Origin of the sequence: Pedobacter sp. ASV28, assembly GCF_016428855.1 — a bacterium.
In the GTDB taxonomy this organism is placed as follows: domain Bacteria; phylum Bacteroidota; class Bacteroidia; order Sphingobacteriales; family Sphingobacteriaceae; genus Pedobacter.
Genome location: NZ_JAELTN010000080.1, coordinates 1 through 18,664 on the forward strand (window position 1 = coordinate 1; position 18,664 = coordinate 18,664).

The 18,664-nt window shown below is 38.2% G+C and carries 16 protein-coding genes; 9 read left to right on the forward strand and 7 right to left on the reverse strand.

Annotated elements, in window-relative coordinates:
- Positions 1 to 1,320: choice-of-anchor Q domain-containing protein (locus tag JHD79_RS20330; protein ID WP_199121194.1), on the reverse strand; the 1,320-nt coding region annotated here is incomplete at its 3' end.
- Positions 1,321 to 1,441: 121 nt separating this feature from the next.
- Between JHD79_RS20330 and JHD79_RS20335 the strand changes: the two genes are divergently transcribed.
- Positions 1,442 to 3,337, forward strand: coding sequence for a 7TM diverse intracellular signaling domain-containing protein (locus JHD79_RS20335; RefSeq protein ID WP_199121195.1), 1,896 nt, complete (start codon positions 1,442 to 1,444; stop codon positions 3,335 to 3,337).
- Positions 3,334 to 3,972 carry a response regulator transcription factor gene (locus tag JHD79_RS20340; RefSeq protein ID WP_199121196.1) on the forward strand — a complete coding sequence of 213 codons (639 nt, stop codon included), beginning with the start codon at positions 3,334 to 3,336 and terminating at the stop codon, positions 3,970 to 3,972. Before JHD79_RS20335 ends, JHD79_RS20340 begins: the two co-directional genes overlap by 4 nt.
- A 680-nt stretch (positions 3,973 to 4,652) precedes the next feature.
- Here JHD79_RS20340 and JHD79_RS20345 read toward each other — a convergent pair.
- Both JHD79_RS20345 and JHD79_RS20350 read right to left on the reverse strand, forming a co-directional pair.
- Positions 4,653 to 5,483, reverse strand: a complete 831-nt coding sequence (locus JHD79_RS20345) for a helix-turn-helix domain-containing protein (RefSeq protein ID WP_199121197.1) — start codon at positions 5,481 to 5,483, stop codon at positions 4,653 to 4,655.
- Positions 5,484 to 5,865: 382 nt separating this feature from the next.
- A complete protein-coding gene (locus JHD79_RS20350; RefSeq protein ID WP_199121198.1) occupies positions 5,866 to 7,119 on the reverse strand; it encodes a glycosyltransferase in 1,254 nt (417 codons plus the stop codon).
- A gap of 95 nt (positions 7,120 to 7,214) precedes the next feature.
- Between JHD79_RS20350 and JHD79_RS20355 the strand changes: the two genes are divergently transcribed.
- On the forward strand, positions 7,215 to 7,796 hold the full coding sequence (locus JHD79_RS20355) for a tRNA-(ms[2]io[6]A)-hydroxylase (protein ID WP_199121209.1): 582 nt from the start codon (positions 7,215 to 7,217) through the stop codon (positions 7,794 to 7,796).
- A gap of 67 nt (positions 7,797 to 7,863) precedes the next feature.
- Here the strand turns inward: JHD79_RS20355 and JHD79_RS20360 are convergent, their stop codons facing one another.
- Complete coding sequence (locus JHD79_RS20360; protein ID WP_199121199.1) at positions 7,864 to 8,937, reverse strand: DUF3810 domain-containing protein; 1,074 nt, start codon at positions 8,935 to 8,937, stop codon at positions 7,864 to 7,866.
- Positions 8,934 to 10,271: a dihydroorotase gene (locus JHD79_RS20365; protein ID WP_199121200.1), complete on the reverse strand. Its 1,338-nt coding sequence runs from the start codon at positions 10,269 to 10,271 to the stop codon at positions 8,934 to 8,936. The genes JHD79_RS20360 and JHD79_RS20365 overlap by 4 nt, the downstream gene beginning before the upstream one ends.
- 155 nt (positions 10,272 to 10,426) lie before the next feature.
- Here JHD79_RS20365 and JHD79_RS20370 point away from each other — a divergent pair, with 155 nt between their 5' ends.
- The 5 genes from JHD79_RS20370 to JHD79_RS20390 all read left to right on the forward strand — a co-directional run bounded on the left by JHD79_RS20370 (position 10,427) and on the right by JHD79_RS20390 (position 14,693).
- The gene (locus JHD79_RS20370) at positions 10,427 to 11,746 is read left to right on the forward strand and encodes a DEAD/DEAH box helicase (protein WP_199121201.1); all 1,320 of its coding nucleotides are present in this window, start codon (positions 10,427 to 10,429) and stop codon (positions 11,744 to 11,746) included.
- Complete coding sequence (locus tag JHD79_RS20375; protein WP_199121202.1) at positions 11,747 to 12,028, forward strand: hypothetical protein; 282 nt, start codon at positions 11,747 to 11,749, stop codon at positions 12,026 to 12,028. It abuts the gene before it with no gap.
- 21 nt (positions 12,029 to 12,049) lie between these two features.
- Entirely contained in the window at positions 12,050 to 12,385 is a 336-nt protein-coding gene (gldC, locus tag JHD79_RS20380) for a gliding motility protein GldC (protein ID WP_199121203.1), read from the forward strand.
- A 62-nt stretch (positions 12,386 to 12,447) separates the two neighbouring features.
- Positions 12,448 to 14,271 (forward strand): response regulator, encoded by a 1,824-nt coding sequence (locus JHD79_RS20385; protein ID WP_199121204.1) that lies wholly within the window; start codon positions 12,448 to 12,450, stop codon positions 14,269 to 14,271.
- A gap of 20 nt (positions 14,272 to 14,291) precedes the next feature.
- Positions 14,292 to 14,693, forward strand: coding sequence for a hypothetical protein (locus JHD79_RS20390; RefSeq protein ID WP_199121205.1), 402 nt, complete (start codon positions 14,292 to 14,294; stop codon positions 14,691 to 14,693).
- 17 nt (positions 14,694 to 14,710) lie between these two features.
- On the opposite strand, the gene JHD79_RS20395 is transcribed toward JHD79_RS20390, so the two are convergent.
- Complete coding sequence (locus JHD79_RS20395) at positions 14,711 to 15,277, reverse strand: nucleoside triphosphate pyrophosphatase (protein WP_199121206.1); 567 nt, start codon at positions 15,275 to 15,277, stop codon at positions 14,711 to 14,713.
- A gap of 74 nt (positions 15,278 to 15,351) precedes the next feature.
- On the reverse strand, positions 15,352 to 15,762 hold the full coding sequence (locus tag JHD79_RS20400; RefSeq protein ID WP_199121207.1) for a hypothetical protein: 411 nt from the start codon (positions 15,760 to 15,762) through the stop codon (positions 15,352 to 15,354).
- Positions 15,763 to 16,086: 324 nt separating this feature from the next.
- Between JHD79_RS20400 and JHD79_RS20405 the strand changes: the two genes are divergently transcribed.
- Positions 16,087 to 18,664: YDG domain-containing protein (locus JHD79_RS20405; RefSeq protein ID WP_199121208.1), on the forward strand; the 2,578-nt coding region annotated here is incomplete at its 3' end.

Below are 18,664 nucleotides of genomic sequence, written 5' to 3' on the forward strand. Positions count from 1 at the left end.
TATTTGCATTGCAGAAGGAACAATATTGGGAATGATATTTCCTATTTGATATTCGTAAGCTCCCAGATCCACGGTATTGTTCCTAATTCTGGTATTTCCAACAATATCAAAATCATTGTCTACTGGAACGTTGCTGCCTTTATTTAGTAATGGGCTTGTAGCTTGCAGGGCTAGCCCATCATCTGCGGTACCGTAAAAGCCATCTGCACCCACAATACCGGCAATGTTGGTAATATTTACAAACTGGGGAGCATTGGTCGCATTGCTTGCATCCAGGTTATTATTTGTGGTTACATTGTTGCCTTGTACCAAGCTGTATTGATATATGGGGTCTGCACCATTTTGCTTATAAATAGCAGTAGTACCATAATTACTCCAAATAATGCAGTTGGTAATGGTCAAGGTAGAAAAATTAGAGTATAGGGTTCTTGCTAAAGTAGCAGAGGATGTATTCTGTGTATTGCCATAAAAAGTACAGTTGACAATAGCCTGATCTTTGTTAGCGGTAAAGCTGTTCCGTATGGCAGTTCCATATGAGGCTTTATTCCCATAAAATACGCAGTTTTTAATAGAGTTGTAGGTGTTTATGCCTGTATTAAAAATAGCCCCCCCTCCAGAATTTCCGTCTGTACCGAGCGATTCATTGTTCACAAAAAAACAGTTTCTAATAACAGGCACGGCATTTTCATTGTAAATAGCGCCGCCTTGATAATCGGTTTTGTTACCCATAAAAACACAATTCGTAAGGATTGGCGAACCACTAGTATTGGCCATTCCACCCCCTTTAGCGATAGCGCCTGTTCCCGTAACTATGTTGTTGGATATGATACAATTTGAAATGGTGGGAGATGATGAATCGTTATATATGCCAGCGCCATAGACATTGCTTGCATTGCCCGAGAGAACACCATCTGTAATAGTAAAGCCATCTAAAATAGCCGTTGCGTTCAGCCCTAAATTATAGATTACCCGGGTTCCATTTCCTTTTAATATGGTAACGTTTAGCTTCGAATTTCGTTGGGCTAAGATCAATTCTGTATCTAAACCTTTAAATCCTCCGTAAACAGCTACACCATTTTTCATGTTAAATGATGTTCCGCTAGCAGACTGATACATGCCCTCTGCTACCCAAATCTGTTTTGCTCCAACAGCATTAATGGCCCCCTGTAAATTAGAAGTGGCATTGCTCCAGCTGCTACCATTTCCATTTCCAGCAGCCAAAGGTTTTACATATACGTTTCCGTTGGCATCTGGGGTTTGCGCCCGTACCGAAAAGCTCAGTAGGACCAATAAGAAAATAAAGAATATAAATTTTGTCATAACGTGTGGATTGAGGTTACTCATCAATTATTTACTTAACAAAATAAAGGCCTATGTTTGTATAGCTCAATACCCAATAATGGGTATAGAACATTGATGCCAAATGTTCAAATTTGTAAGTATGCGAACATCTTTATTTACCTCATGGATTTACAAGTTGATTGTCTTCTTGCTATGCCTAATTTTTTCGGTTGATAAGATTAGCGCACAATTACCAAAGGATACTTTAGTCATTAATAGTAGAGAGGCTTTGAGCCTAAATAAACATCTATATGTGCTAGGCCTAGACCAAGCTGTATCGCCAGCGTTTGTGTCGCTAGAAGTACCTACCAATGATTTTTTCAAAATGTATCCGAAAGAAGTGATCAGTTTTGGAGTTGCAAAAAAATATTACTGGCTAGTATTTACCATAAAAAATGCAACACCAAATGATGTTGTTTCCCATTTTAAATTAAATTACGCTGGTGTTAATTATGCTTATCTTTATAAAAGTAGTGTTGATGGGTTTCATTTATTAGCTAAATCGGGCATCCGTTTACCTTTTCATTTAAGACCATATAAACACTTCGACACGGTTTTTCCGCTCAGCCTACAGTCTGGCGAGGCTTCAACCTACCTGATCATGTTGGATAAGTTTGGGGAAAGCCTTAGTATTAGCCCACAACTCTTCAATAGTGAAAATTTTAACACCAAAGAGAATAACATTTACCTGATCTATGGCATGGTGGCTGGTATCATGTTACTCAATGTGATTGTTAATGTCTTCCTTTATTTTTCACTTCGGCAAAAAATACATCTTATTTATGCGGGCTATGTTTGTGCGATCTGTTATTGGATATTTGCTGCTAATGGTTTCGATTATCAATACCTGTACCCAAATTACCCGATTATGCCAGCAATTTCAGAGTTCATTTCTACCAGTTTGGGCTTGGTGATGATGTCATATCTCATTATTGTTTTTCTTGACCTAAAGAAAGATAACCGCATGTTGGGCTATATCAAAATGGTTAGGCTGACATTACTGGTGCTAATGCCATTTAGTTTGGTGATGTATTATGGTGATGGCGCTCTGATATGGGTTAAGGAAGTTTATTTTTACTTAATTGTAGCCGTTTCATTTATTGCGGTTATCGTGTATATTGTTGCGGCATTCCAAAGAGCATTTAAAGATAGTTATAAGCCGGCCTGGTTTTATCTGGCTTCGGTTTCTTATTTGGCCTATGCTATTATTGCTTATTGTTTTATTCTTTTGGGGTATACCGATGAACGGGCAATTGCTTACCCAAACAATGTTCAGATAGGAATTATGATTGAAACAATAGCTATCTTTCTAGGAATTATCTACAGATACAACCTCTATAAAAAAGAAAAGGAGATGTTGTCGGAACAAATTTATGAACAGGAGAAAGAAACAATAAGGCAAATTCTTTTGGCACAGGAAGACGAGAGAAGGCGATTGGCGCAAGATCTACATGACGATTTGGGTGCTACCCTAAGCTCGTTGGTTTTGTATGCCAGCAATACTTCAGACTATCCAGAAAGCGATTATTTAGTGAAGATCAGTAAGAAAGCCCTGAGCGATTTACGCTTAATATCCCATAACCTACTGCCAAATGCGTTTGTTGACTATGGTTTATTTAATGTGGTACAAAATAAGCTAGAAGAACTTAATCAGTTTTCCAATATCCATTTTAAATTGAAATTGGCAGGTGATGACAAATCGCTTTCCCATCTGTTTGCAGTTACCTTATTTCGTGTGGTCAACGAGTTGCTTAATAATGTCGTTAAACATTCTCAGGCGGCCAATTGCATTTTGGAACTCATCATTACCGATGAACAAGTGGTGCTGATTTTAGAGGACGACGGTATAGGCATGAAATTGGATGAGGAAGTAAAAGGTATGGGCATACGGAATGTTAAATCTAGGGTAAAGTATTTAAGCGGAAAGATAAACATAGATGCTAATAAAAATGGTACCACCACCATTTTAGAAATCCCCAAAAATAGTGTCAAATGAGCAACAAAGTCGTAAAAGTAATTATAGCTGATGATCATGCCTTATTTGCCGATGGGCTTGAGCAGATTGTTGGAAAATTGCCAAATTTTGAGGTGCTGGCCAAGGTAAACAACGGAAAATTATTGATACAGCGGCTCAACGTCTTGTTGCCAGATTTGATTCTAATGGATTTGAATATGCCTTACCTTAACGGTTTGGAAGCTGCCGAAATGATAAAGAAACATCGTCCGGGGATTAAGATCATTATTATTAGTATGTATTGCGACAATAGGATATTGGACATTTTAAAGCAAAAGGAGATAGATGCTTTTATCATCAAAGACTCTACCGCACCAATTCTTAAGCAGGCTATACTTGATGTGTTGGAGGGCAAGCAGGTATTTATCAGTCCATCTTCTGAAAAGAAGGCGATTAATAAACTATTTACCGATACTTTTGAAGATCTGTTTAAGTTAGGAGCAAGAGAAATAGAGATAATTAAGTTGATAAGGGATGGAAAAAGCACTAAACAAATAGCCTATGATTTGGAATTAAGTATCTATACCATAGAAACCCATAGAAAAAACATATACAGGAAACTAGGCATACAAGGTACTGCAGAACTCATCAATTTTGCCAATAAGCATAATTTGTAGTGTTTAAAATGAAGAAATTTTAGGTGCTTTGTTTATCATTCAATAAAAAATTGTTTGAATTTTAAAATTTGTAATTACACATTGGCGGTAACACTTTAATTAACCTAAAAAATCTGGAGCACCAGTTTCCAAACTATTATTTTAGGGTACAAAAACCATACATTATCAATTTCATTAACGCGTAAGCGTTAATGTCCACGAAATTAAGATGGAGAACGGTTTTCAGGTGACGATAAGCCCCTAATACCGGAATCAGCTCTTTAGCCCATGAATAACAAAACGCTAAGTAGAAGTGCTAAAAACTTCTACTTAGCCCTCTTGTCGAACCGGTTCACTTTTGTTATATCATGGTAGATATAATAAGAAAGGCCAGCTAAAAACTTACAGAATATTTTGATATGTTTCAATGTCCCGTTGATGGCAAACGGTTTTTGTTTTCCAATACTGGTTAGGTCCTGGGCCTTTAGCTTAATAAATCCGACTAGACAAATAATGAGAATATACAGATGCTTTACCCTTATCATAACTGTTTTAGTAGCCAGTACTTCGCATTAATCTGCCCTGTAATGGATAGTAGAAATTACGGGGAGGTACTGATATGGGTAAAATTAAAGCAGCGGGATGGGTCTTCATTGTAAAAAAGCCCAAAATTTGCACTTAACAATAAGGAAGAAAAGAGCCTATAAATCTTTAATAGAAGAAATATGATCGGCAAGGTTTTGATAACTTAAATGGACTTGGGAGGGGGAGTAACCAAAAAAGTGCTTGAATTCATGAATGAAATGGGCTTGATCATAATACCCGTAGTTTTCTACAATTTCAATCCAATTTTTATCGGCGGCATCTTTTAATACCTTTTTTGCCTCGTTAAATCGTATAATACGGCTATAAACTTTTGGAGAAATGCCAACATGGTCTCTAAAGTATTGCTCCATGGAGCTTTTTGACATGCAGCACATTTTGTTCAGTTCCCCAATAAGGAGATTGCCTTTCTTGTTGATCACCTGGTTACAGGCAAAAGAAATACGGTTAATATCAATTTTACTGTTCCGGTCTAACTGTGACAATAGCCACTGTTCCAGTATTTTTATGGCCTCTTGCGGGTGGTGGGCATGATCTTCTATTTTAGCGTATACTTCATTTATGGAGTTGCCCATGATATCGTGCATGTTGATGCTTTCATTTTTCAGTAGGTATTGGGGTACTCCCAAAAGGCGGTAAGCACCAAAAGGTTTAAACAAAACATAAGCTACAGACCAACAAGAGCCCTTTAATTGATGATAGTGGTCCAGTTGTCCGGAAAAATTGAAACGACTACTGTAGCTCTTATTTAGAGTGGTGTTAAAAAGATTGAAAGTACTGTTGAAAATAAAGGAAAGCAGGCCATATCCAACAGGGAAAAGGTCAATATCCTGTGTGGCGAGCTCTTTTTCTGGTCCTATACATACATGGACAAAACCTTGTATATAGGGTGCTAATAGAGGATGTGGTTTATGAAAAAAAGATTTCATTATTTAAAGTTAGATTCCAATAAATAACCTGTTTATACTGGTGAGGAGATCTATTTATGGTTCGGTAATTAGCGTTTGGTATCCTCTAAGCTCTACCAATATTTTTTTCATTTTTAAACAGTTTCCTAAAATTCTAATTCAAAATCTATTTGATTCGGGAGCAAAATTAAAATAGAATATAATTCGAAACTATTAATAATTATGATATATGAAGATAGGTGTATTTTTTGAAACCGGCTACATTTCGATGAAGAAAATAATTAGAAGAGTGTGGATCGCAACCTATAGCTTTATAACTATTATTTGGCGTCTTAGCCAAACTTGTTTCACTAAATATTTTTCAGTTTATACAGCCTAGGTAGATTTCTTTTCTCAGCTTAGTTCAACTGTTTTGAGGGGTATTTTTATTTTTCTCTTCGATCCACAGTGACATGTATCTGGTGCTCTGTAGGCTGTGGAAATTTAAGATGGAACCTATAAAATTAGCATTTCGGTGGGTATTTAGGTTGCTCTGCAAGTAAGCAACGTAATTTAAGAAAGCCTGCTCAAATTTGCTTTTTGCATAACGCTGGTTGATGATGGCTATGCCATTTTGTTGAGCATTTAACCAGTAGGTTTTGTCATTATAGAGTTTAACAGCTTCCTTAACCAGATCTTCCAGCCCATCTGCAATGGCGCCGCTCCAGGGTAGTTTGCCCTGCATACTTTCAGCGCCAACGCTAGTAGAAATAATGGGAGTGCCACTTTGCATGGCATCAATAAATTTTCCCTTGGCACCGGCACCAAATAGCAAGGGAGCTAACAAAATCCTATGCTTGGCAATGGCATTCCTAGCATTTTCGGCTCTGCCATGCACAATAAATTTTTCTCGGCTACTGTTCAACTGCGTTACCTTTTGACTTGCATACGCACCATATATATTTAAGCTTGTATTTGGAAGCTGTTGACTAAGTAATGGCCATACGTTAGTCTTTAGGTATTGTAGGGTTTGCCAATTGGGTTCGTGGAGGTAATTCCCAATAAATACAAAACCCTCCCTGTTCTCGTAGCTGTTCCATTCTTTTGTCACTTCGGGTGCTAGTTCTTCTTCTAAAAATGGAAGGTAGTAAAGTAGCGAAGAGTCTATTTTAAACTGTTGTTGTAAAATTTCCATTTCTATTTCTGAAATGATGAGCGATACATCGCAGCGAAGTATGGCTGCCAATTCACGTTTGGTCAAATCGTTGAATAGATGGGCTCCTTCTGTTGTCTGATGGTTTTTAAGAGCCAATTGTCGTGCTTGTCTGAGGAAATGTAAGTCTTCGGTATCAAGCATTCTTATGGCATCAGGACATTCCTGTTGTACTCGCCAACCGTATTGCTCTTCGATCATAAAACGATCAAAAATAACAATGGAAGGGTTCAACTGTCCTATAAAATCATTAAATGAATGATGGTTGAGTGCGATGTCATGAGTACTGACGCCAATACTTTTCAGTTCGAAGCTAAAATCGCTCAAGGTAGCGGCAGAAGCAAAATGGATTTCGTAACCCTGGTTTTTGAAAAGATGAACCAGTTGTATTATTCTGGTACCAGCTGCCGATGAATTAGGTTCTGGCCATACCAAACCTATGAACAATACTTTTTGTGCCGTCATATTAAGATTTCTACAAAAATGCAGATTTTTAATACAAACCTTAAATGATTAATTATTTTATAATTTTGCTGATCGATTATTATTCATTCCATTACATGTTAGGACTAAAACTGTTGACAGATCCACGTTGGGCAAACATTGCCGAAACCAACTTAGAAGAAATCTTAACCGATCATGCTTGGTGTGAGCAAAAAGCGGCAACCAATGCCATTACATTGATCACACAGAACTCCGAGCACCAAGATCTGGTAGAGGAGCTCACTGCGATTGCCATTGAAGAGATGCAACATTTTCAAATGGTAGTCAATATCATCAAAGCCCGTGGTTATACTTTGGGTAGGGAGCGCAAAGATGATTATGTAGGCCAATTAATGAAGTTTAGCAAAAAAGATGGCAGCAGAAATATGGCTTTTATAGATCGTTTACTCTTTGCGGCAATGATCGAGGCCCGTAGTTGTGAACGGTTTAGGGTATTGTCACAAAATATAGAGGATAAGGAATTGGCTACTTTTTATCATGAATTGATGATCTCTGAGGCAACCCATTATACTACTTTCCTAAATTTTGCCCGAAAATACACCATAGATGTTGATGTTGATCAACGTTGGAAGGAATGGCTCGATTTTGAAGGGAATCTGATCAAAAGTTATGGAACTAAAGAAGCGATACACGGCTAAATAGTTACAGGTTAAAAGTCGTCAGTTATAAGTTAGGGTTGTAATCCCGTAAAACATAGCCTGCAACTCACAACTCATGTTTATGATAATTGTATAGCCATAATACGATATCCTGATAGCTATCTATACCTTTTTTTTGATTGTTCAATTTCAATATTTTATCAAAAGTTTTATTCATGTACCTAGACATATTGCCATTATATTGCATCCAGAATGCCCTTTCGGTTTTAAAATTGGTGATGACGCTTGAAGGGATGTTTTCCAAAATGAGATTATAATTGTCAGGATACTTCAACCTGATTTCAAACAATACACTTTTGAACATGCTATAATAGGCCGCATATTGAAAATGTACATCTGGGCTGTTGATAGCTGCTATATAGCCAATAAGGTTAGCCTCATCTTCTCTGGCTATGCCAAGTTGGTGTGCAATTTCATGACAGGTAATAAATGGCAATACAAAGGCCGGCAATCGGTCATTGATATTCGCTTCACCAGATAAAGGATTGTAATAACCTTCAATTCCCATTTTACTAACTAGCCAAGAGTTCAGTACTGGTTTTACCGAGGCAAAGCGATAATTGAACACCGAATTATCTTTCGCTAATTTCTGGAAGGTAAAAATCGCCTTATCTTCCAATTCCATTAAAGTATAATTGGTTTGGACAGCACTGTCATTTACAAGGGGGCTTAACACTTTCAACTTTTTAAGTAGGAAATTGCTGAGTTGAATTAGCTGTTCTCGTTGATAGGTTTCATGATCAATGCCCAGTTTGGTGCTGATGCTGGGCCTAGAATAGTTCAAGCCCCAGCATAACTTAAAGGTAATGTATAGTAACAATAAGAAATTGCCTGTTTGTATACTTAAAATAGTGAAATCATCTTTTGTAAAGTCTTTTTTGGTGAAACGTATAAAAAGCCATCTGATAATATAAAAAATAAGCGATAGATAAAGGAGGTCGCCGATGGCAAAAGGTAAAAAAGAAGTGATAAATCTCTGTATAACTGAAATGATAGGATAAAGTCCATTTGCATAAATGCGCTCGGTTAGCCCGGCATTCAAGCCTATCATAAAGATAAGGAAGGCCACTGCTAAATAGATGAAAAATAATGCAGATTTGGTCTTTATTTCGGTCTTCATTCCCTGTCAAATTGTAGACGCTGGCCGGTTTCGTTGGTCATGAACTTTCCATATTGATAGGCCAAGTTTCCAGAAACGAAGGTATGCGTAATACTTGCCGTAAAGGTTTCCCCATCAAAAGGAGACCAACCGCACTTATATAAAACATTCAAAGGGGTGACCTTAAATGGATCGTTAAGGTTGACCAATACTAGATCGGCCCAATATCCTTCCCTAATATACCCCCGTTGCCGTATGTTAAAGCAAGTGGCTACGTTGTGTGCCGTTTTTTCTGCAATTTTTTCAAGGGAAATTTTGCCTTGTAGGTGCAATTCAAGTAAAGCGGGTAAGGCATGTTGTACTAATGGTCCACCTGAAGGAGCCTGTAAATAAGGCTGGTTTTTTTCGGTTAAGGTGTGTGGCGCATGATCGGTGGCAATCACATCAATATGATTATCTAATACACCCTTTAATATGCCAGCCTGATCAGCTGCAGTTTTTACCGCTGGGTTCCACTTAATAAAATTACCTTTTTTGGCATAATCTGTATCATTAAACCAAAGATGGTGCACGCAGGCTTCGGCAGTAATTTTTTTGTCGGCAAGTGCAGTTTGATGGTCGAAAAGTGCAATTTCTTTCGCAGTAGAAATGTGTAAGATATGCAAACGGGTTTGGTAGCGTTTGGCCAGTTCTACCGCTAATGATGAAGATTTATAGCACGCTTCGGCACTTCTAATCAAAGGATGCATGTCGATGGTGATATTATCTCCATACTTTTCCTTATAAGCTGCCAGGTTATGTCTAATGGTAGCTTCATCTTCACAGTGCGTAGCAACCAACATAGGTGCTTTGCTGAAAATATTTTCTAATGTTTTCTCATTATCTACCAGCATATTTCCGGTAGATGAGCCCATAAAAACCTTAATTCCACAAACCTCTTTCGGGTCGGTTTTTAATACTTCCTCAATGTTGTCGTTGCTGGCCCCCATGTAAAAAGAATAGTTGGCCAATGAAGTTTGCTGTGCAATGGTATATTTATCGGCCAATAATTCTTGGCTAAGTGTATTGGGAATGGTATTGGGCATTTCCATGAAAGAGGTAATACCTCCAGCAACAGCTGCCATGCTTTCTGTAAAAATGTCGGCTTTATCGGTTAGTCCAGGCTCGCGAAAATGTACTTGGTCATCTATCATTCCAGGAAGTAAATACAAGCCTTCTGCATTAATTTCTAGATCGGCTTTTACATCGATAACTGAAGAGATTTTAGCTATGAAACCATTTTTTATAAGGAGATCTGAAGTGAATATTTGGCCTTCATTTACAATTTTGGCCGATTTGATTAGGATGGTGCTCATATTTCAAAGGTACTATTATATTGTTAAATTGGTAAATGGTTGTAAGTTGAAAAGTTGTAATGTTGTCCGCTGAAAATCTTGCTATCGTTAACTTTATGACATTGTAAACAAAGTACTCTTTAGGGATTTGGACGTTAATCGCTATCTTTGCCACTATGCCAAAAAAATTTGAAGAGTTTAGTCTTAACAGGCAAATATTAAATGCAGTAGCCGAAGCAGGATTTACGGACGCTACGCCCATTCAAGAGAAGGCCATAGGCCCAGTGCTGTCGGGACAGGATTTGTTTGGTATTGCACAAACGGGCACTGGTAAAACAGCGGCCTATGTGCTGCCCATGCTCATGAAGCTTAAATATGCACAGGGCGAATATCCGAGGGCACTGATTTTGGTGCCAACTAGAGAGCTAGCTTTGCAGATAGAAGAACAGGTAAAGCTATTTTCTATCTATACAGATTTAAGAACAGTAGTTATATTTGGAGGTATTGGCCCCAAAACCCAAAAAGAAAAGATAAAGGAAGGCTTGGATATTCTAGTGGCCACGCCGGGCAGGTTCCTAGACCTATATTTAACAGGCGATATCAATACCAGAAGTCTCCAATTTTTGGTGATGGATGAAGCCGATAAAATGATGGACATGGGGTTCATAGGCTCTATACATCGTATTTTAGAAGTAGTGCCCAGAAAACGCCAAAATCTTTTGTTTTCTGCCACCATGAGTGATCTGGTACAAAAAATAGCTGGCGATTTTCTTAAAAACCCGTTAACTATAGAAGTTGCAGCCCAAGCAACACCCGCGCAAACTGTTACACAGATTTTGTATGCAGTGCCTAACTTTAAAACCAAAATTAACTTGTTGCAAACCCTGTTGAAGGATGATGAACAGTATAAAAGGCTGATCATCTTCTGTAAAACCAAAACAGTGGCAGATAATATTTTTAGCTTTATTTTGAGGAGGTTTGGAGAAGATGCCGTACGGGTGATCCATGCTAACAAAGGACAGAATACTCGAATTAATTCTATCAATAGCTTTAAAGAGGGGCAGGTCAGGGTACTTGTGGCAACAGATATTGCTTCGAGGGGAATTGATGTAAGTGAAGTAAGTCACGTGATCAATTTTGACGTACCCATTATTATAGAAGATTATGTGCATCGCATAGGTAGGACTGGAAGAGCGTACAATGAAGGAACTGCCATTACCTTTTATACCGAATCGGAAAAATATTATATCAATAAGATTGAAAAGCTGATCAGGCAGCAAATTCCAGAAGAACCGCTACCTGCTAACGTGTTTGTGGAAGAAACGCCTTATGACGAGCGGCAGGCAATGGCCAGGGAAATTGACGCGCAAAAACGTAAGGAAGATCCCGATTTTAAAGGGGCCTTTCATGAAAAAAAGAATAAATTTCCTGCCAATGTGAAAAAGGGAAAAGGAAATAATCGTAATAATAAAACAAATCAAAAACAACGTAGATAATTGAAATTAAGATTAACCCCCTTAAACATAGTGTCGGCATTGAGCATTATGGCTGTTTTTACACTATTGCTAGATAAAAAGCAGTTGCTTAAACCTGTTAACGAAGAATATAAAGGAGTGATCATTGCCATGTGCCTTCTTGTACTTTTCGTTTCTTTCTTAAGCGATCAAATTTTTAGAAAGTTTATCCCAAGTTTGGCAAGACTTTGGCTTATACAATTGGCAATGATTTTTTTAACGGTCATTCTTGTCGCTATTTTAAAGGTTAGTATTTTTAAGTAATCTGCCGTTGGGTAAAGTAATATGAAAAAAGCAGAGATAAAAATTACAGTAGAATTAGACGAAAAAAATGTTCCGGAAAATATCCTATGGGAATCAACAGATTCGGAAAATAAGGATCAAATGGCTGCAAAATCGATGATGCTGGCCCTTTGGGACCATAATTATAAAAATTCGATGAGAATTGACTTATGGACTAAAGATATGCCTGTAGATGAGATGAAACGGTTTTTTTATGAGACCTTACAGACCATGGGAGATAGTTTTCTAAGGGCTACCGGAGAAAAAAACATTGTAGAAGACCTTCGGGATTATTGTGCCCATTTTGCGGATAAAATGGGAATTAATACCCAAGGCTAGTTTACATGTAGAGTAGTCTTTTAAAAAATATGTTTAGCCCTTCAGCGTCAAAAAAAATATTTTTGAATTTTATCATTAAGCTATTGCTGATTTTAGTGATCATCATTAGTGGTATAATGCTGATCTTTTCTCATAAGGATAGCAATTTCTATCAACAATCAAGGATTGACAGAATTGCCAGACTTAACGAATTGGGAAATTCCTTCCAAAGGGCTAATCATTTTTATCAGCAATATGTCAATAGTCCCTCTGCGACTCAATTAGACAGTTTGAATGGTAGTTTAAAGGCCCTAAATGAATATCGATCTTCATTGCTCGTTTTTAAACAGGAAAATGAGTTGTATAAGAAAGATATTATCGCTTTAGAAAATAGTTTGGATAACGAAGAGCGTTATTACCGGCAACAGGTTCAAAATTTTTCAGGGCAACAAGGCAGTCCTATAACAGCAGTTCAAAAAAATAATCCCGAAATGGGATCGACGAAACTTTTGATAGCCACGCTGATTAAGTTAGAAACAGAAGACCTACAGGACAAAACGGTTCAAATTGCCAGCTCTTTAGTTGTTCTGGGCTATATCATTGTAATTGTAGGAAGTATTGTTTTTGTACTGAACATTCTGTTTTATTACGTTTCGCAAAAGCATACTAAAAAGCAGGCCGCACATGATAGGGAATTGTATAATGCAAAGCTTGCAGCCCAGTCGGCAAATAATGCCAAATCAGAATATTTGGCCATGATCAGCCATGAAATCAGAACACCAATGAATGGTGTATTGGGGATGTCCAATTTACTGTTGCAGGGATCTTTAAGTACAGAACAGCAAGAGTATGCCAAAACTATTCACGATAGTGCTAATTCTTTGCTGAGAATTGTGAACGATATACTTGATTTTTCAAAGATAGAGGCGGGAAAGCTTAATTTAGATCACTCTTCTGTAAATGTAAGAAGCCTGGTGGATGATGTGTTTGCTATTTTGCCACGTCATAATGTAAGGGTAAAGTTATCCTATCATATTGATAAAAATGTACCGTCGTTTATCCATAGTGACCTTACACGCTTACGTCAGATTCTGCTTAATTTTTTAGGCAACGCCATTAAATTTACCGAGCAAGGTAGTGTTGAGTTGGAATGTAAGCTAATTGATAAAATGGAGAACGGAGATATGAAGCTTGGCTTCGTTATAAGAGATACCGGAATAGGTATTGCAGAAGATAAGATCAAACAGCTGTTTAAACCTTTTGTTCAAGTAGGCCAATCAACCACACGCAAATATGGCGGGACTGGATTGGGCCTTAATATTGCCTATAATCTAATCAATATGATGAACGGTAAGGTTAAGGTCAAAAGCGAATTGAGAAGAGGATCTACATTTACCTTTTATATTGTTACGCAGGAAGCGCCAGAAAGTTTAATTACACCAGCTCCAAAAGAGAGGGTACAAAAAGTATTAGATAACGAACTGTCCACAAACTATCCATTTAAAATATTAGTGGTAGATGACAATGAAATTAACCTGATGCTGATTACCAGAACATTGAGCAAGCTTGGTTATGAATGTAAAGAAGCATCTCATGGTCAAATGGCTGTTGATATGGTGAAGAAAGAACAATTTGATTTGATCTTTATGGACATGCAGATGCCGGTAATGGATGGTACGGTGGCCACTACAGAAATCAGAAAGTTTTATCGTGTTTATGAATATCCGGTAGTAGTAGCCCTAACGGCAAATGCTTTGGGCGATGGCAAGGATAAATGTCTAGAAGCAGGTATGCAGGATTTTATAGCAAAACCGTTTAAACCTGCCGAAATTGAAGAGGTAATTAAAAAATGGGCTCCAAGAATTATCGAATATAGAACTAAACATCAATCTAGTTTTGTAAGTTAGCGCTCGAAAAATAGCAAGCAATGTTAATCGTACATAAAATCAATGCATATATAGGAATGGCTTTAATAGCCATAGCTGGCTTCTGTCCCATCTTGCAAGTGAAAATTATATTCCAATGGGTGAATTGGAACTTGTATAAAACAGATATACGTCTTTTTCTGATTACCTATGCCATTATTGGATTAATGGCCTTATGTTATTTTGTTAGGCAACTCAAGGCATTTAGACTGCTTACAAGGGTAATGTTTTTATGGATATTATTAATGGCCGCTGCCGTTTACTTTAAGTCCAACCACTATTTTGGCTTGAAGATAGCCGATAATTTATTAGGTAAGGCCATCCATTTTCAATGGGGCTGGATTATACTCTCTATAGGTGCGTTACTGTTGTTAACAAGTGTTAAAAAGGAAACGTTAAAATAGAACTGGTTTTTAATGGTCTAAATTTCCATCAGCTTCTTATATAGTTTTTCGGTGGGCAACCCCATAACATTGGTATAGGACCCGTTTATTCTTTCTACTGCTGTAATACCGAACCAATCTTGTATGCCATAGCTTCCAGCTTTGTCAAAGGGCTGATAGTATTTAATATAATGGGCTATTTCTTCATCATTTAAGTTCCGGCAGAACACTTCAGTTTCATCATAAAATGAATGAATATTGCCTTTGTACTTTATACATACGCCCGTATATACCGTATGCATTTTCCCCGATAGCTTTTTAAGCATTCCAAAGGCGTCGGCCTCATTTTCGGGCTTGCCCAATATCTCGTTATCTATAGCTACAATCGTATCGGCAGTGATAATGATCTGCTCTGGACCTGCTTCAAAGGCTTTGGCCTTTTTCTCGGCAATATGTATGGCAATTCTTTCTGCACTTAAATCTGTAGGATAGCTTTCATCCACTTCCTTCAGCTCGATGGAAAAATCTAGGCCCATGAGCTGTAGAAGCTCTTGTCTTCTTGGCGATTTGGAGGCGAGTATAATGGGGGAGTTCTGTTTTAACATGTACTAAGGTTTGCACAAAAATAATAAAAGCGACTCTAAAGTCGCTCTTATAATGAGTATTTGATTTTCTTTTTCTAGTTATTTCCGCCTTGTCTTTCCTTCATCCTTTTTTCCATTTCCGCCTTTTGCTCATCTAACATAGCTTTATAGGTTTTCTTCTGCTCGTCGTTTAGAACAGCGTTGATTTTGGTTTCAACATCTGTTCTCATTTTTTGCATTTTCTCCATCATGGCTTGTCTGTCGCCGCCCTGCCCTTCTTCACGTAATTTTTTTTGGGCCTCTCCCTGTTCTGTAAAAATGGCTGTAAGTTTTGTTTTTTGATCGTCAGAGAGTTTTAGTTTCTCATCCAGTTGCTTTACCCTAGCTTCAGGATTCATGCCCATACGACCTCCTGGGCCGCCACTTGGTCTACCTTCTCCTTGTTGTGCCTGAGCAAAACCAATTACGCCAAGTAATAGGCCGCAAATCATCATTAATTTTTTCATGTGTTTAGAATTATTGTTTTTGTTTTTTCTTTGGAGTATAAAACTGGCAAGAGGTTTAATCCAGCTGAAAAGATATTCTGTTAAAAAGTGTTAAGGAGGGGGTGAGGAATGAAAAGTTTAAAGTGAAAAGTTGAAATGTTGGAAGGTTGAAAAGTTAAAATGTTGGAAGGTTTTAGCGCTATTGCAAAATGACTACTAGCCACTAATCCCTAACCACTAGTTCCTAATCCCTGTTTGTCCGCTTTTTGTCCGCTTAAATAATTTGTTTTTTATGATTTACATCATAGTTTTGATAATCAGTAAAAACAAATAAATCAGTTGAATATGACGCTATCTCTACTAAGGAATCCGAAAACTAGATTATTTTATCTTTTTATATTTTTTCTTGTTTTTTGCGTTACTGCAAATATCAGTGCACAGACCAGCACTATAACTTTTGAAGGCTTGAGTGGTGGCAGTACATCCTTTGCTAATAACGGTTATACTTTTAACATTGTTTCCCAAGCTGGTATCTTTCGCATTCAGTCAAATTATCCGGGCACTGGCTGGAACGGAACAGCTAATGATAATGTCTATATAGACAATACAGGAACTACTAATATCAACTCGCCTTCCTTCAGTGTTAAGAGTAGTTCGGGATTCACCGTATCGACATTTTGGGTGTTTTTAAGCAATACTGCATTAAATCAATCTACTTCGTCAGGGACTTTGATCATTACTGGGAAATTAGGAGGTGTTACTAAATTTACCACCACAAAAACATCAGGCTTCAATACTACTTTCAATGCAACAACTGGAACAACTGGCGTTAGTAACGGGTATACCCTGATTGATTTGGGAAGCCTGAACGGACAGAATAACAGTAATACTATTATTGATGAAATTCAATTGCAGTCTACTGGAGACTATGTCTATATGTGTCTTGATGCTCTTACTTGGCGGAAAAATACGCTTCCCGTTTCGCCTGATGCCAATGGTATCGTATATGTAAAGAAAGGCGCCGCAGGTAATGGCCCTTCTTGGAATTATGCAGTTCCTGAATTGGCCGATGCTCTTAAGGCTGCCAAAACCAATACGGATATTAAGCAAATTTGGGTAGCTGGAGGTACTTATAAGCCCATGTATAGCCCAGCTGATAATAATTTTGGCAATGCCGATGGAAGGAATAATGCGTTTTTGTTGGTTAAAGATGTGAAAGTCTATGGAGGTTTTGCAGGGACGGAAACTACATTGGTCCAGCGGGATTTAAGCATTGTTACAAATAAAAGCACATTGAGTGGCGATATAGATGCTAACGACGTAATAACTAATGACCTTTCTACTACCATCAATGGGAATAATAGCTATCATGTATTGATAGCAGCAGGTGCAATGGGTATTGCAACCCTCGATGGATTTACCATCACAGGAGGTAATGCAAGCGTAAATAGTACTATAACAATAAACAACGAAATAGTGGGTGCAAATAGCGGTGGCGGTTTGGTTAATATAAATGCCACACTAGGTTTGAGCAATTTAAACATTGCCTATAATAGCGCTTCGTTTTCAGGAGCAGGTATCTTCAATTATAAAAGTGCTACGATCAATATTAATAATACCGCTATTGCTAACAATAAAGCGACTGGAAATGGAGGTGGAATATTTAGCGATGCCTTTGCATCTTCCTTGCGTTTTACCAACGTGCAGGTTGTTGGCAATATGGCAACTGCTAACGGCGGTGGTATTTGCGATTATTCCATTAGCGGTAACTCTTCATTCACTAATGTGCTAATTACTGGCAATACGTCAGGCACTCTGGGGGGAGGAATGTATTTGTCGAGTGCTACTTCTTCGATCTTGAATACTACCATTTCGGGCAATACTGCTGTCACGGCAGGGGGTGGGTTACATAACGAATTTCAAGCGCCATTAATATATAATAGTATTATTTTAGGTAATAACACAGGTGTAAACAATAACAATAGCACACCAACCATAAAGAATAGTTTGATACAAGGTTTAAGTGGCACTGCAGATGGCAATATCAACGCCACAGGGGTTTTGCCTGTAAATGTTTTTGTATCTCCATTAGCAGCTGGATTGAACAGTGAGGGCAATTATCGTCTCAAATCTGGAAGCCCAGCCATCAATAGCGGTAATAATACTTTGTTTATAGGTTTGGATGTAAACACCAAAGATTTAGATAATAATTTACGTTTGGTGGGTAGTAATATTGATCTGGGACCCTACGAATCAGCACTTCAATCTCAAACCATTACTGCGGCTAACGTTTCCAAAACCTATGGTGATGTCGATTTTGAACCTGGGGCAACGGCAAGTTCTGGATTGACGGTAAGTTATGCTTCTGCTGATAACAGTATTGCCGAGGCTTATCAGGACGCTGCGGATAATAACAAATGGAAGTTAAAAATCAAAAAAGTGGGCACGGTAAATATTACGGCTAGTCAAGTTGGAGGCAATGGTTACAATGCCGCCTCTGATCAGGTGTTTGTACTGACCATACAGCCAAAAGCCTTGACGGTTTCGGCTACAGCAAGTAACAAGGTTTACGATGCCACCAATGCTGCCACAGTGAACCTTAGCAGCAATGCCATTTCTGGAGATAATATTGCCCTATCCTACACTTCTGCTACATTTAGCGATGAGAATGTAGCCAACGGCAAGCCTGTTTCGGTTTCGGGCATCAGCCTTTCGGGAACAGACGCGGGCAATTACACTTTTAACACCACTGCCAGTACCACTGCCGACATTACGCCATTTGCCCTGACGGTTTCGGCTACTGGAAGCAACAAGGTGTACGATGCGACCAGCAATGCTACGGTGACCCTTAGCAGCAATGCCCTTTCTGGCGATAACATTACCCTAGCCTATACCTCCGCTACGTTCAACAGCAAGACCGTAG